General features: G+C 71.9%; 9 protein-coding genes. 2 read left to right on the top strand and 7 right to left on the bottom strand.

Annotated elements, in window-relative coordinates:
• Positions 1-58 precede the first annotated feature (58 nt).
• Complete coding sequence (locus ACNNMR_RS33380) at positions 59-793, top strand: hypothetical protein (RefSeq protein ID WP_419998419.1); 735 nt, start codon at positions 59-61, stop codon at positions 791-793.
• 70 nt (positions 794-863) lie between these two features.
• Here the strand turns inward: ACNNMR_RS33380 and ACNNMR_RS33375 are convergent, their stop codons facing one another.
• Together ACNNMR_RS33375 and nrdR are read right to left on the bottom strand one after the other, a co-directional pair.
• On the bottom strand, positions 864-3773 hold the full coding sequence (locus ACNNMR_RS33375) for a vitamin B12-dependent ribonucleotide reductase (protein ID WP_419998418.1): 2910 nt from the start codon (positions 3771-3773) through the stop codon (positions 864-866).
• Between the two features lie 146 nt (positions 3774-3919).
• Positions 3920-4402 (bottom strand): transcriptional regulator NrdR, encoded by a 483-nt coding sequence (nrdR, locus tag ACNNMR_RS33370; protein WP_165243464.1) that lies wholly within the window; start codon positions 4400-4402, stop codon positions 3920-3922.
• Between the two features lie 485 nt (positions 4403-4887).
• Here nrdR and lexA point away from each other — a divergent pair, with 485 nt between their 5' ends.
• Positions 4888-5667 (top strand): transcriptional repressor LexA, encoded by a 780-nt coding sequence (lexA, locus tag ACNNMR_RS33365; RefSeq protein WP_419998417.1) that lies wholly within the window; start codon positions 4888-4890, stop codon positions 5665-5667.
• A 106-nt stretch (positions 5668-5773) separates the two neighbouring features.
• Here the strand turns inward: lexA and ACNNMR_RS33360 are convergent, their stop codons facing one another.
• The 5 genes from ACNNMR_RS33360 to ACNNMR_RS33340 all read right to left on the bottom strand — a co-directional run bounded on the left by ACNNMR_RS33360 (position 5774) and on the right by ACNNMR_RS33340 (position 14694).
• Positions 5774-7762: an ATP-dependent DNA helicase gene (locus ACNNMR_RS33360; protein ID WP_419998416.1), complete on the bottom strand. Its 1989-nt coding sequence runs from the start codon at positions 7760-7762 to the stop codon at positions 5774-5776.
• Between the two features lie 50 nt (positions 7763-7812).
• The gene (locus ACNNMR_RS33355) at positions 7813-9621 is read right to left on the bottom strand and encodes an IucA/IucC family protein (protein ID WP_419998415.1); all 1809 of its coding nucleotides are present in this window, start codon (positions 9619-9621) and stop codon (positions 7813-7815) included.
• A 136-nt stretch (positions 9622-9757) separates the two neighbouring features.
• Positions 9758-10441 carry a GNAT family N-acetyltransferase gene (locus ACNNMR_RS33350; protein ID WP_419998414.1) on the bottom strand — a complete coding sequence of 228 codons (684 nt, stop codon included), beginning with the start codon at positions 10439-10441 and terminating at the stop codon, positions 9758-9760.
• A 36-nt stretch (positions 10442-10477) separates the two neighbouring features.
• The gene (locus tag ACNNMR_RS33345) at positions 10478-12607 is read right to left on the bottom strand and encodes an IucA/IucC family protein (RefSeq protein ID WP_420000567.1); all 2130 of its coding nucleotides are present in this window, start codon (positions 12605-12607) and stop codon (positions 10478-10480) included.
• A 584-nt stretch (positions 12608-13191) separates the two neighbouring features.
• On the bottom strand, positions 13192-14694 hold the full coding sequence (locus tag ACNNMR_RS33340) for a diaminobutyrate--2-oxoglutarate transaminase family protein (RefSeq protein ID WP_420000566.1): 1503 nt from the start codon (positions 14692-14694) through the stop codon (positions 13192-13194).
• Positions 14695-14868: the final 174 nt, after the last annotated feature.

The raw sequence follows: 14868 nt of genomic DNA, 5'->3' as shown, positions 1-14868 counted from the left end.
GCGGGGCGGCCGCACGCTGGAAAGCCGGGGGTGACTGACGTTGCCTTGGAGGAGAAACATGTCAAGGACCCGGATAGCCGCCGTCTCCCTGAGCACGGCGATATGCGCGTCAGCGCTGGTGGGCGGCCTGGCGGGCGTCTCGTACGCACAGGACGACAACGGCGTGGCCGGGGAGAGCGCGCCGGAGATCATCACCAAGGCCCGCGAGGCCTTCGAGCAGGCCTCCGCGATACAGGTGGACATCGAGCGGACCGGCGCCCCGAAGGGCGGCGTGACCAACACCGACCTGTCGATGGACCGGGACGGGAACTGCACCGGCAAGGCCGCCTTCCAGGACGGCGGCAGCTTCGAGATCATCAAGAAGGGCGAGCAGCTCTGGTTCAAGCCCGACGCCGCCTGGATCAAGGCGCAGATCCCGGGCAAGGAGGGCGTCGACGCCGCCAATGAGCTCGCGGGCAAGTACCTGGAGGGCTCGACCAAGGACAAGGACGTCGCCGAGGTCGCCGGCGTCTGCGACATCAACACGTACCAGCAGGCCATGCGCGAAGGCGTGGACGGCCCGCTGCGCAAGCACGGCACCACCACGGTGAACGGCACCCACGTCGTCGAGCTCACCGGCCGCGAGGGCGGCGAGCAGGTCACCCTCGACGTCGCCACCAGCGGCAAGCCGTACCCGGTCCGCATCGCCACCGAGGGCCCCGGCGACCAGGGCGAGACGACGGCGTTCTCGTATGACGAGCAGGTCCGCCCCGAGGCGCCGCCGGCGGAGGACACGGTGCCCTGGAGCGGCTGAGCCCTCCTGGACACACTGAAGGGGACCGGCCCTGTGGACCGGTCCCCTTCAGGCGTTACTGATCAGGTGATCAGCTGCAGCCGCTCGTAGAACCGCAGCCCTCGCAGATGTAGCAGCTGCCGGCCCGCTGCATCTTCGTGCCGCAGGAGAAGCACAGCGGGGCGTCCGCCTGGATGCCCAGCTGCATCTCGACCAGCTCGGCCGAGGTGTGCGCCTGCTTCGGCGCCTCCTTCGCGGCGGCCTCCGCGACCGACGGCGCCTGCGTCACCACGGGCTCCGGCTGCGCCGGGGTAAGGGGCGCCGACTGGGCGAGCCCCTGGACGTCGAGCTCTTCCTCGGTGGGCTCGTACGAACCCGTCTCCAGGTGCCGCTGCCGCTCCTCGGCCGAGTGGATGCCGAGCGCGGAGCGGGTCTCGAAGGGCAGGAAGTCCAGCGCCAGGCGGCGGAAGATGTAGTCGACGATCGACTGCGCCATCCGCACGTCCGGGTCGTCCGTCATGCCGGCCGGCTCGAAGCGCATGTTGGTGAACTTCGAGACGTAGGTCTCCAGCGGCACGCCGTACTGCAGGCCCACCGACACGGCGATCGAGAAGGCGTCCATCATGCCCGCGAGGGTCGAGCCCTGCTTGGACATCTTCAGGAAGACCTCACCCAGGCCGTCGTCCGGGTAGGAGTTGGCCGTCATGTAGCCCTCGGCGCCGCCGACCGTGAAGGACGTGGTGATGCCGGGGCGGCCCTTGGGGAGGCGGCGGCGCACCGGGCGGTACTCCACGACCTTCTCGACGGCCTCGCGGATCGTCTCCTCGGCCTTCTCGGTGGCCTTGTCCGCCTCCTTCTTCTTGGCGGAGAGCGGCTGGCCGACCTTGGAGCCCTCGACGTAGACCGCGAGGGCCTTCGTGCCGAGCTTCCAGCCCTGCAGGTAGATCTCCTCGACGTCCTCGACGGTGCTGGTCGAGGGCATGTTGACAGTCTTGGAGATGGCGCCGGAGAGGAACGGCTGGGCGGCCGCCATCATCCGGACGTGGCCCATGGGCGAGATGGAGCGGTCGCCCATGGCGCAGTCGAAGACCTCGTAGTGCTCGGTCTTCAGGCCCGGGGCGTCGACCACATTGCCGTGCTCGGAGATGTGGGCGACGATCGCCTCGACCTGCTCGTCCTGGTAGCCCAGGCGCTTGAGCGCCATCGGCACCGTGCGGTTGACGATCTGCATCGAGCCGCCGCCGACCAGCTTCTTGAACTTCACCAGCGCCAGGTCCGGCTCGATGCCGGTGGTGTCGCAGGACATCGCCAGGCCGATGGTGCCGGTCGGGGCCAGCACGGAGGCCTGCGCGTTGCGGTAGCCGTTCTTGTCGCCGGTACGGATCACGTCCTGCCAGGCCTCGGTGGCCGCGGCCCAGACCGGGGTGTCCAGGTCGTCCATGCGCTTGGCGGCAGCATTGGCGTCGGAGTGCTGCTTCATGACGCGCTTGTGGGCGGTCGCGTTGCGGGCGTAGCCCTCGTACGGGCCGACCACACCGGCCAGTTCGGCCGAGCGCTTGTACGCCGTGCCCGTCATCAGCGAGGTGATCGCGCCGGCCAGGGCGCGGCCGCCGTCGCTGTCGTAGGCGTGGCCGGTGGCCATCAGCAGGGCGCCGAGGTTGGCGTAGCCGATGCCGAGCTGGCGGAAGGCGCGGGTGGTCTCGCCGATCTTCTCGGTCGGGAAGTCGGCGAAGCAGATGGAGATGTCCATCGCGGTGATGACCAGCTCCACCACCTTGGCGAAACGCTCCGCCTCGAAGCTCTGGTGGCCCTCGTCGTCGGCCTTGAGGAACTTCAGGAGGTTCAGCGAGGCCAGGTTGCAGGACGAGTTGTCCAGGTGCATGTACTCACTGCACGGGTTGGAGGCGGTGATCCGGCCCGTCTCCGGCGAGGTGTGCCAGTGGTTGATGGTGTCGTCGTACTGGATGCCGGGGTCGGCGCACGCCCAGGCAGCCTCCGCCATCTTGCGGAAGAGCTCCTTGGCGTCGACCTCCTCGATGATCTCGCCGTCCATCCGGCCGCGCAGGCCGAACTTCTCGCCCTGCTCCACGGCCTTCATGAACTGGTCGTTCACGCGGACCGAGTTGTTGGCGTTCTGGTACTGGACGGAGGTGATGTCGTCCCCGCCGAGGTCCATGTCGAAGCCCGCGTCGCGCAGCGCGCGGATCTTCTCCTCCTCCTTCACCTTGGTCTCGATGAAGGCCTCGATGTCGGGGTGGTCGACATCCAGGACGACCATCTTGGCCGCGCGGCGGGTGGCGCCACCGGACTTGATGGTGCCGGCGGAGGCGTCGGCGCCGCGCATGAAGGAGACCGGGCCCGAGGCATTGCCACCGGAGCTCAGCAGCTCCTTGCTGGAGCGGATCCGGGAGAGGTTCAGGCCGGCCCCGGAGCCGCCCTTGAAGATCATGCCCTCTTCCTTGTACCAGTCGAGGATCGACTCCATGGAGTCGTCGACGGACAGGATGAAACAGGCGCTGACCTGCTGCGGCTGCGGGGTGCCGACGTTGAACCAGACCGGGCTGTTGAAGCTGAAGATCTGGTGCAGGAGGGCGTACGCGAGCTCATGCTCGAAGATCTCGGCGTCCGCGGGCGAGGCGAAGTACTTGTGGTCCTCGCCGGCCTTCCGGTACGTCTTCACGATCCGGTCGATGAGCTGCTTGAGGCTGACCTCGCGCTGCGGGGTGCCGACCGCGCCGCGGAAGTACTTGCTCGTGACGATGTTGACCGCGTTGGCCTCCCACTGCTCGGGGAATTCAACGCCGCGCTGCTCGAAGTTGACCGAGCCGTCGCGCCAGTTGGTCATGACGACGTCACGACGCGCCCACTCCACCTCGTCGTACGGGTGCACCCCGGGGGTGGTGTGGATGCGCTCGATACGCAGACCCTTGCTCTTGGCGGCGCCCCCCTTGCCGCCGCTCTTGCGAGAGCTTCGTGCCGGGCCGCTCGTCGTCTCTGTCATGCCGCCTCCCTCTTAGGGCTCAAACGCCCTGATGTGCCCACTTCTTCCCGTGGCACGGTGTCCGTAATGTGCGTTTTTGTACGTTTTAGTACGTACCGGTGCCGAGGCGGTGCTGAGTACCCCGGCCAAGTTCTGGTTCTTACGTGTCAATGCCGCTGTTCGGCGATCTCCACCGGCGGGCGTTCCGCCGCCGCGCGGAGTTCCGCGATCGCGCCCTCGAAGTCCTCGAGACCCTCGAAGGCCCGGTAGACAGAGGCGAAGCGCAGGTAGGCGACGAGGTCGAGCTCCTGCAGCGGGCCCAGTATCGCGAGCCCGACGTCATGGGTGGACAGCTCGGCGCAGCCCGTGGCCCGCACGGCCTCCTCGACCCGCTGGCCGAGCAGGGCCAGGGCGTCTTCGGTGACCGGGCGGCCCTGGCAGGCCTTGCGGACGCCCGCGATGACCTTGGCGCGGCTGAAGGGCTCCGTAACCCCGCTGCGCTTGATCACCATGAGCGAGGCCGTCTCCACCGTGGTGAAGCGGCGGGTGCAGTCCGGACACTGCCGGCGGCGGCGGATCGAGGTGCCGTCGTCGGTGGTGCGACTGTCGACCACCCGGCTGTCGGGGTGCCTGCAGAAGGGGCAGTGCATGGTTTCCCACCCTCCTTCTGACGCATGGCACACCGGCATGGCTAGCTGCTCCTGCGGGCGCCTTCCGGCGCCTTCGGAGCGAGCCCCAAGCATATGGGATGCCCTTCTCCTTGCTGGAGGGGGGGACCACAACTTGTGGGCTGCTGACGCCAATCTAACCACTAGATCTGGTGCCGGGCTGCCATTTTGACGCGATCGCGTGTCGCGTGGCGAGGACCCTGGATTCCGCTTTGCGACTGCGGTGCTGCGGCAGCTCGCGGCGAGACCCCGAGCCTACGTGACCGACAGGACGCGAGGGACGGGAGGGGTAGCGGGGTGACAGACTGGGAGGGGGTGCGCGGGGCGCGCGCCGGGCCGCTTTACACCCCGTCGTTTGATCACGTCAGCGAATTCTTAATTTTTCACTCGAACGTGTGTTTGGCGCAACCTTTCGAAACCAACTACCGTTGTCTCTCTAGGGAGACAGACTCTCGAGAGGGGCCGACGTGACCACGACAGCAGCAGACAGCGCGACCATCGCCGCCCAGACCCAGCAGGCACCCGACCAGCGGACGCAGCTCATGACCGACTCGAAGTCCGAGGACCAGCCACCCAAGCGCTCACTCCCCGGCAGGCCACCGGGCATCAGGGCGGACAGCTCGGGGCTCACCGACCGCCAGCGCCGGGTCATCGAGGTCATCCGCGACTCCGTGCAGCGCCGGGGGTACCCGCCGTCCATGCGCGAGATCGGCCAGGCCGTCGGCCTGTCGTCCACCTCCTCGGTGGCGCATCAGCTGATGGCCCTGGAGCGCAAGGGCTTCCTGCGCCGCGACCCGCACCGCCCGCGGGCCTATGAGGTGCGTGGCGCCGAGACCCCCGCTGTGCAGCCGACCGACACGGCCGGCAAGCCCGCCGCGTCCTATGTGCCGCTCGTCGGCCGGATCGCCGCCGGTGGTCCGATCCTCGCCGAGGAGTCGGTGGAGGATGTCTTCCCGCTGCCGCGCCAGCTGGTGGGCGATGGCGAGCTGTTCGTGCTGAAGGTCGTCGGTGACTCGATGATCGAGGCCGCGATCTGCGACGGCGACTGGGTTACGGTCCGCCGCCAGCCGGTCGCGGAGAATGGCGACATCGTCGCCGCGATGCTGGACGGCGAGGCCACGGTCAAGCGTTTCAAGCGCGAGGACGGCCATGTGTGGCTGCTGCCGCACAATGCGGCCTACCAGCCGATCCCCGGCGATGACGCGACGATCCTGGGCAAGGTCGTCGCGGTGCTGCGCAGAGTCTGAGGCCGCCGGGCCCCTGCCCCCACGAGGGGTCCTGCCCTCACGACGGGTCTCAAGCGCCGGGCGAACTGTGTGGCGTCCGGCGCTTCCGCATAGGCGACCCTGCTGATCAGCCCTTCGCGGCGGCGTCGATCGCCGCCAGCGAGCGGCGGGCCTGGTTGCGGTCCGTCGTGTACCAGAAGTCCGGCATCGACGCTCGCAGATAGCTGCCGTAGCGGGCGTTCGCCAGCCGCGGGTCCAGGACCGCGACCACGCCGCGGTCCCCCATGGCCCGTACGAGACGACCCGAGCCCTGCGCCATCAGCAGCGCGGCATGCGTCGCCGCCACGGCCATGAAGCCATTGCCGCCCGCCTCCTCCACGGCCTTCTGCCGCGCCGATGCCAGCGGATCGTCGGGCCGCGGGAACGGGATCCGGTCCATCACCACCAGCTGACAGCTCGCCCCCGGCACATCCACGCCCTGCCAGAGCGAGAGGGTGCCGAAGAGGCAGGTGGCCTCGTCCTCGGCGAAGCGGGAGATCAGCTCGCCGAGCGTCTCCTCGCCCTGCAGCAGGATCGGCTGGTCGATGCGGCCGCGCACCTCCTCCGCGGCAGTCTGAGCGGCCCGCATTGAGGAGAACAGGCCGAGTGTCCGCCCGCCAGCCGCCTCCACCAGCTCCGTCAGCTCCTCGAGCATGTCCTTGCGCAGCGGCTCCCGGCCGGGCGGCGACAGATGCCGCGCCACGTACAGGATCCCCTGCTTCGGATAGTCGAAAGGGGAGCCGACGTCGATGCCCTTCCAGACCGGAGCGTCCTCGTCCTTGGTGCCTTCCGGCGAGAGGCCGAGCGACGCGCCCACGCCATTGAAGTCGCCGCCGAGCTTCAGCGTGGCGGAGGTGAGGGTCACCGAGCGGTCGTTGAAGACCCGCTCCCTGACCAGCCCTGATACGGACATCGGCGCCACGCGCAGGGACGCCCCGAAGCGATCGTGCCGCTCGTACCAGACCACGTCGTACTCCGAGCCGTGGGTGATCCGCTCGGCGACCTCGTGCACGTTTTCCACAGAGGCCAGGGCCAGCTTGCGGACCGCGTCCTCGTCCTGGACGGAGCGGTCGCGGGTGTCGCCGATGGCGGTGATGACCGTACGGCACGCGTCACGCAGCGTCATCAGGACATGGCCGAGGTCCTCGGGGACCGGGTCGAGACGCCCGGGCAGCGCCAGCTCCATCAGCCGCTCGAAGCTCTCCCCGGCCGTCTCCAGTTGGTCGGCGGCCTTCTCATTGACGAGCTTGGCGGCCAGCTTCACCGCCCGGTTGACCCGGCCGGGGGTGAGCTCGCCGGTGGCCACGCCGGTCATCCGGGACACCAGCTCATGCGCCTCGTCGACGATCAGCACCTCATGGCTGGGCAGGACCGGGGCGTCCTCCAGGGCGTCGATGGCGAGCAGGGCGTGGTTCGTGACCACGACGTCGGCCACCTTCGCCCGCTCCCGCGCGGCCTCCGCGAAGCACTCCTGCCCGTACGCGCACCGGGACGCGCCCAGGCACTCGCGGCCCGAGACTGTCACCTGACCCCAGGCGCGGTCGGAGACGCCGGGCGACAGCTCGTCGCGGTCGCCGGTCTCGGTCTCGTCAGCCCAGTCGCGCAGCCGGAGCAGGTCCTTGCCGAGCTTGCTGGTCGGGCCGCCGGGCAGCGACTGCGCGGCCTCGAACTGGTCGAAGAGCCCGTCGTCCTCCTCCTGCGGCATGCCCTCATGGACGCGGTGCAGGCACAGGTAGTTGGACCGGCCCTTGAGCATCGCGAACTCCGGGCGGCGGCGGAGCAGCGGGTGCAGCGCGTCGACCGTACGCGGCAGGTCGCGCTCGACGAGCTGGCGCTGCAGCGCCAGCGTGGCCGTGGCGATCACGACGCGGTCGCCGTGGGCGAGGGCGGGGACGAGATACGCGAGCGACTTTCCCGTGCCCGTGCCCGCCTGGACGAGCAGGTGGGTGCCGTCGTCGACGGCCGCGGCCACCGCCTCGGCCATGGCCACCTGGCCGGGCCGCTCCACGCCGCCGACAGCGGTCACGGCGGCATGCAGCAGCTCGGCGAGCTCGGGTTTGGTCTGGTCGTCTCCCATGGCGGACCACCCTAATCGGCGCGACTGACAGTGGCCGCCGTCACCCTCGGTCACGCCAGGTGAAGCGGGTTAGGGACGGTGCCGTCCACGGCGGCGTGCGGGCGCTCGGGGCGGTCGCGGTAGCCGTCGAGGTGGAGCCGGTTGCGGTTGAGGCAGAGCCGGTCGATACGGGGCGTGAGCAGGTCGAAGAGCTCGAAGCGGTCCTTCAGCTCGGGGAAGCGCTCGTGGTAGCGGAGGATCTCCGCCCGTACGAGGGACCAGAACTCTGCCTCGGGTACGTCCAGTTGCTCCTCGCAGAGTGGGGCGAGATAGCGGAAGACGCCGATGAAGAGGCCCGCGTGGATGAACTGGGTGAGGAAGGCGGGAGGCTCGCGCAGCAGCACGGCCCGTACGTCGGCGGGCATCCCTTGGAGCTCGGGCAGCGGCTGGTCGCTGGTGTTCACGTCGTCGACGAAGTCCTTCACCGCCAGGCGTACGGGGACGTCGTCGGCGTCGTACACGACGATGGCGTTCTCGCCGTGCGGGGAGAAGACGGTGCCGTAGCGGTAGAGGAAGTGCAGCAGCGGGGGCAGCAGGGCGGCGAAGAGGTGCCGAAGCCAGGCGGCGGGGGCGAGGCCCGAGCGGGCCACCAGTTCGGCGGTGAAGGCGCGGCCTTGCGGGTCGGTGTGCAGCAGCGCGGCGAGGGTGCGGGCGCGCTCGCCCGGCTCGAGATACGCGGTGATCGGCTCGCGCCAGATGCAGCCGAGGAGCTCCTTGTACTGGTACGGGACGGCCGGCAGCCGGTCGTACAGCGGGTGCTGGACGGCGACGGAGGCGGTCTCGCCGAGCAGGATCACCCGGGTCTCGTCGCGCAGATACGTATCGCCATCGCGCAGTCCCTGCACCCAGGCGGTGACGGCGGGCGCGGCGAGGGTGCGCTCGGTGGGCAGGCCGCGCCAGACGAGGGTGTTGAGGATGGACAGCGGGAGCTTGACCGTACGGGCTGTGGGGCGGGTGATGTTGAGGAAGGTGCGGATGGACTGCTGGGGCAGTCGGAGGTCGTTGTCAGTGGGGAGTGCGAGGATCGTCTTGTCGGCGAGTTGCGGGGCGAAGAGGGGGGCGATCGTCTCGTCCCACTGCCAGGGGTGCACGGGGAGGAAGAGGTAGTCGCGGGTGTCGCGGCCCGCGGCGGTGATGGTGCCGGTGAAGGCGGCGCGGGTGGCGGGGGTGAGTTCGTCGGCGTAGAGCCGGTCGGGGGTGGCGAGGGAGGGGGTGCCGCGGTAGGTGGCGAGGGAGGTGTGGGCGGCGAGCCAGGGCAGGGGGCGCGGGGTGCGAGCCTCTGGGGCCCAGGCGGCGGAGTCGGCCGTGGAGAAGCCGATGCGGCCCTTGTTGGGGACCAGCCACGGGTGGCCGGTCTGGTGGCCTTCGAGCTCGGCGTAGTCGAGGTCGGCGAGTTCGGCGCTGGTCGCGGCCGTGGCGGCGAGGCGGGTGTCGGCGGCCAGGGTGGCGGTGAGCTCGCGGATGAGGTGGCCGGTGGTGTCGCCGGTCAGGGAGAGGAGGGTGTCGTGGGTGGCGGAGACGAAGTGCAGCGGGTCGGCGGCGCCGGGGAGTTCGGCGCCCGCCGGGCCGGTGGCGGCGATCGAGCGGGGGTCGATGCGCCAGCTGCCGTAGGCGCCGCGCCGGGCCGTGAAGCGATACGTGAGGCCGTCGCCGGCCGCTAGCCGGTAGCCGCGGGCGGCGGACGGGTGGTGCGGGGCCGCCGCCGGGTCCGGCTCGGGGTTGAGCACGCCCTCGTAGGCGAACTCGCCGAGCATTTTGGCGAGCAGCAGGCGCGCGGAGCGATGCCAGAGGTCGGCGTCGCGGGTGGTGTTGCGGGTCAAGAGGTCGGGCTCCTACGGGATGGGTGGCGGGCGTGGGACTGGGGTGCTGGCGTACAGCGCCGGGGCCGGCGTGCGGACCGGCGCTGACGTGCTCTGCTGCGCGCTGACGTGCTCTGCTGCGCGCTGACCTGCCCGGTCAGAGGACGTGGCGCAGGGCGCGGTCGCGGACCATCAGGGAGGCGCGCTTGTCCGGGAGCGTGAGCTCGCCGTGGTAGTGGAAGCCGGCGCCGAGGAAGGCGGCGATGGAGGGGGTGTTGCGGACGTCGGGCTCGGCGAGGACGCGCTCGCACTGCGGGCGGTGGTCGAGGACGAGGTCGGCGGCGGCGCGGATCAACGCGGTGCCGAGGCCGCGCCCTCGGTCCGCGGCGCGGCCGATGAGGAGGTGGAGGCCCGCGTCGTGCGGCCGGGCGTCGTAGTGCGCGGCGAGCGGGTCGAGGTCGGCGCGGTAGATCTCCCAGTACGACATGGGGGTGCCGTCGAGGAGGCCGAGGCAGGGGATGCTGTGCGGGGCGGCGCCGTCGAGCTGGGCGGCCAGGTGCGCGGCCGTGCGCGCCGCCGGGCCCGCCAGCTCCCAGAAAGCGGCGACGGCAGGGTCGTTCATCCAGCCGTGCAGCAGCGGCAGGTCGGCGTCGGGGCGTACCGGCCGGAGGGAGAAGGCGCCCGCGGGGGTGTGGGCGGGCTTCCAGTCGGTGATCGGGGCCTCGGCCTCGGGAGAGCGACCGGTGGCAAGGAGTTCGGCGAGCGCGGCCAGGGGTGCGCGCAGGTCGATGGTGTCGTCGGGGAGCGGGCGTTCGGCGAGAGTGGAGCGGGTGGGGGGCACTGCGGGCCTCTTCTCGGAGGTGGCTGGCTGGGCCGTTCAGGCCGCCAGCGGGTTGGTGATGGTGACGTAGACGGACTGGGTGTCGACCGGGCCGACGAGCTCGTCGAGCCCGTGCAGCCGGGTGAGGAGGTTGGCCTTGCAGCGGATCGTCGCCGTCTCCAGGAGGCGGGCGGGCAGCGGCGATACGGGTTCGCCGGGCTCGGCGGGCGCGGCCGCTTCGGTGAGGAAGCGGCGGCACGCGGCGAGCAGCACGCGCTCGCCGCAGAGTCCGGTGGAGCCGAAGGCGCCGATGAGGCCGAGGATGTTGTTGATGCCGAGGTAGTAGGCGAAGCGCTCGTCGGTGACCTCGTCGGTGACGTACGAGTCGCTCTCCTCGCCGATGCCGGGGAGGCGGCGCTGCAGGGCTTCGCGGTGGGAGGTGCGGAGGTAGTAGCCCTGGTTGTCGCGGTAGCGCCCGCCCGCGGGCCAGCCGTCGGCGTCGAGGATGACCAGGGTGTTCTGCTGGTGGGCCTCCAGGGCGACGCCGGCGTGGGCGTCGAGCCAGAGGATGGGCCGTACGACGGTCTCCAGATAGCGCAGGAACCACTCGGCCGACACGGCGGCCGTCGGCCGTCCGGTGCGCTCGGCGAGGCGCTCGATCACGTCCTGCAGGCGGGAGCGCATGCCGCGGCGGCTGGGGGCCGGCTGCGGTGAGGTGAGGGCGGCGATGCACAGCGCGTCGTCATCGGCGGCGAAGGGCTGGTGCCGGATCACGGCGTCGAGCCCGGTGATCGGCATGCCGTCGGCGGTGTCGACGGCGAGCCAGGCCGGGTCGCGGACGATGTCGAACCCCTTGCCGCCAGGCCGACTCGCGGCGGCCACCGCCTTCCGCCACTCCTCGCCGAGCCCGGCGCGCAGCAGGCGGTGGACTTCGGTGCCGCGCTGCAGCTCCTTGCGGAGGTTCTCGCGGCGGGAGTTGGTGATGCGGAGGCCGAGGGAGAGCTTGAGCATGGCGGGGCTGCCCGGGCGGCAGACCGTACGCACGGAGGATGTCGGGTGCCAGGGCGCGCCGTACGCCCCGAGATCATGCAGCAGCCCGGCGCCCAGCAGCTCGGCGACGGGGCCGCGCGCGGCGACCTCGCGCGCCTGCCAGGGGTGCAAGGGCAGCGGCACGCATCCCTCGGGCACCTTGAGCCCTTCCCCCGCGAGGCGGTGGGCGAGCTCGGGCGCGGGGATGGTCTTGCCGCGCTCGGTCCAGGCGGAGTCGGTGGCGAGGATGTCGCGATGCACGGCGAACCAGTGCAGCGGGAAGGCGCCGCGCAGCTCCGGGGAGTAGGCGCGGACTTCGGCGTCCGAGAGGCCTTCGCGGCTTTTGGGGGTGGGATGGAGGGGGTGGCCGAGGACGAGGTTCTGCTCGGCGGTGAGGAATCGGTGGGAGTCGCTGGGGGTGTCGGTGCGGGGGGTGGCCGGGGCTGCGGCCGAGGTCCTGAGGGTGGGCTTGTCGGCTTGGCCGGCGGCGGCGTCCGCGGCGGTAGGTGCGGCAGGCTCCGCCGTAGGGGCCGGCGCGGTCGATGGGGCGCGGTCGTCGGGTGCCGTCGGGGAGGCGGCTGCGGTTACGGCTGCTGCGGCTGTGGTTGGGCTGCCTGGGCCCGTGTCTGCCGGGCGGGCTCGGCGGGAGGCTACGAAGTCGGCGGTGCGGCGGACGGAGTCCGCGACGCGGCCTACCAGGTCGGCGCCGTCCTCCGTGATGCAGGTGCCGCCCGCCGCGTACGCGGCTTCGCGGCCCAGCAGTGAGGCGAGCGTGACGGCATCGAGGGGCGGGGAGTCGGCGGGAGCGCCGTGCAGGCGGGGGCGGCCGAAGCGGTGCCACCCGGTGGCCGACCAGTAGCGCACCGGGACCCGCAGCGCCGCCCCGCTCGCGGGCAGCACCAGCCGCAGCGTGTCCCCGGCGGGTTCCTCCACCCCCTTCTCCCGCACCCAGCACCGCAACAGCCCCTCGCAGGCAGCACCATCAGCCGCGGCCCGCGGATCCGCATCCTCCAGCGGATCCGGCACGCCCTCCACCCGCCGCCGCTCCTGAACCGCCCCCCGCCGGTACTGCCGCGGCACCGCCGGCTCCAGCAACCGCGCCAACCGCCGCCGGACGGGCGGCCGCGAGGAGTCACCGCCCGCCGCACCGGAGGCCATAGCCACACCGTCGGGCACAGCTTCGCCACCGGACGAGGCTTCGCCCCGGGTCACCGCCTCGCCACCGGACGCCAGCGGTCCCGCGGCCGCGGAAGCGACACCGGTCGCGGAGGAGTTGGCGGTCCCGGAGGCGTTGGCAGTCCCGGAGGGCGCAGTGGTCCCGGAGGCGGCGGTGGGCGCTGGCGGGGCGGTGGGCTCGGGCGGCGCGGCGGACGGGGATGCCATTCCCGAGGCGACGGACGCCCCGTCCTTCTGCGCGCGCTGGACGGAGGGCACGGCTCCGGCCGCGGTGCGCGCGGAGCCGGATTCGGGCGGGACGACGGGGTCCGCGGCGGCACCGGGCGCGGTGACCTGCTCGCGAGCCGCAGGGTCCGGGGCAGCGTCGGGCGCTGCCTCTGGCTCCACCGCGGCGGGTGCGGTCTGCCTCGGCTGCGCGGGATGGGCGTCCGGGGCTGCCTCGTCCGGCTCGCTGGAGGGCTCGGTCGCGCTCTCGGGCTTGGTGCGGGTGTCGCGTTGGGTGGGTCGGGTGTTCACGTAGAGCCTGCCTTGCGGTGGGACTTGGGACTGGGCGGACGGGCGGGACGTCAGGGGTGGAGGGCGTCGCGGGTGCGGGGCACCGGGGCCGGAGGGCCGTGTGCCTGCCCGGCAGCGTCCACCGCGGCAGGCGCGCGCGCCGCCCCGCCCCCGCGGGCACCACCAGCCGCGCCGGGCCCTCGCGCCGCCCCATAGCCCCGCCGGAAGGCGCTCCGCTCCGCAGCCTCGATCGCGTCCGCGAGGCGCGAGAGGACCGCCGATGCCTGTTCGTCTGTGAGGGTCAGCGGGGGCAGCAGGCGCAGCGCGGCGCCGTGGCGGCCGCCCAGCTCCACGATCAAGCCTCGCGCCAGGCACTCCGCCTGCACCGCGGACGCCAGCGCGGGATCCGCCGGGTGCGGAGCCTTGCCGGCGTCCGCCCCCGGATCGACCAGCTCAACCCCGATCATCAACCCCCGCCCCCGCACATCCCCCACACACGCATGCCGCTCCGCCAACCCCCGCAGCTGCGCCAGCATCCGCGCGCCCAGCGACTCCGCATGCCGGGCCAGATCCTCTTCCCGTACGAACTTCAGCGTCGCGGCCCCCGCCGCCATCGCCAGCTGGTTGCCGCGGAAAGTGCCCGCATGCGCGCCCTGTGGCCAGACATCGAGGTCCTGGTCGTAGACGATGACCGCCAGCGGCAGCGAGCCGCCGATGGCCTTCGACAGGACCATCACGTCCGGGGTCACGCCGCTGTGCTGCACGCCCCAGAAGGCGCCCGTGCGCCCTACGCCTGTCTGTACCTCATCCGCGATCAGCGGGATCCCCCGCGCCGCCGTCAGCTCACGCATGCGGCGCAGCCACGCGTCCGGCGCCGGGAGCACGCCGCCCTCCCCCTGCACCGGCTCGACGATCATCGCGGCCGGCGGTTCCACTCCACCCCGCGGGTCGTCGAGCAGGCTCTCCGTCCAGCGCGCGGCGAGTTGCGCGCCGTGGGCGCCGCCGACGCCGTACGGGCAGCGGTAGTCGTACGGATACGGGAGCCGCGTCACGCCCGCCTCCGCGGCGGGCACCGCCGCCCCGCGCGCCCCGCTCGCGCCCAACGCGCCCGCGGTCATGCCGTGATACGCGCCGGTGAAGGCGAGCAGGCCGCGGCGGCCCGTGGCCGCGCGCGTGAGTTTCAGGGCGGCCTCGACCGCGTCCGTGCCTGCCGGGCCGCAGAAGTGCACCTTGGCCCGGTCCGCGAGCCCGGCGGGCAGCGAGCGGAACAGCTCCGTGGTGAAGGCGTCCTTGACCGGTGTGGCCAGGTCGAGGACGTGCAGCGGGGCGCCCGAGTCGAGGACGGAGCGGATGGCCTCGAGCACCACGGGGTGGTTGTGGCCGAGGGCGAGGCTGCCGGCGCCGGAGAGGCAGTCGAGATAGCGGCGGCCGTCGGCGCCCTCGATGGTCAGGCCCCGGGCCCGTACGGGAACGATCGGCAGCGAGCGCGCATACGTGCGCGCCGTGGACTCGCGCGCCGACTGCCGGCGCAGGATCTCCTCACGCTCGGACAGCGTCCCCTCACGCTCGGACAGCTCAGCTGCCTCGGCTTCGGCTGCATCGGCAGCGAGCACGGCCGCCCCCTCCGTCTTCTCCGGGCCACGGGTGAGTCACGGGAGCGTCGCGATTGAGCCGCGCGACGCCCTCCCCCGTACGTACCAACGACGCTCGACGCGGCAGAACACGGGCGCGCGGCAAGATCCTTGGCG

The sequence above is a fragment of the Streptomyces boninensis genome, assembly GCF_048572725.1.
Classification (GTDB): Bacteria; Actinomycetota; Actinomycetes; order Streptomycetales; family Streptomycetaceae; genus Streptomyces; species Streptomyces boninensis.
This window is presented reverse-complemented; position numbering and strand designations above follow the sequence as displayed.

What these genes read in the sequence shown, in the direction of transcription:
- nrdR (WP_165243464.1), bottom strand. Translation starts at nt 4,402, where the DNA reads ATGCACTGCCCCTTCTGCAGGCACCCCGACAGCCGGGTGGTCGACAGT.
- ACNNMR_RS33380 (WP_419998419.1), top strand. Translation starts at nt 59, where the DNA reads ATGTCAAGGACCCGGATAGCCGCCGTCTCCCTGAGCACGGCGATATGC.
- ACNNMR_RS33345 (WP_420000567.1), bottom strand. Translation starts at nt 12,607, where the DNA reads ATGGCCTCCGGTGCGGCGGGCGGTGACTCCTCGCGGCCGCCCGTCCGG.
- ACNNMR_RS33375 (WP_419998418.1), bottom strand. Translation starts at nt 3,773, where the DNA reads ATGACAGAGACGACGAGCGGCCCGGCACGAAGCTCTCGCAAGAGCGGC.
- ACNNMR_RS33360 (WP_419998416.1), bottom strand. Translation starts at nt 7,762, where the DNA reads ATGGGAGACGACCAGACCAAACCCGAGCTCGCCGAGCTGCTGCATGCC.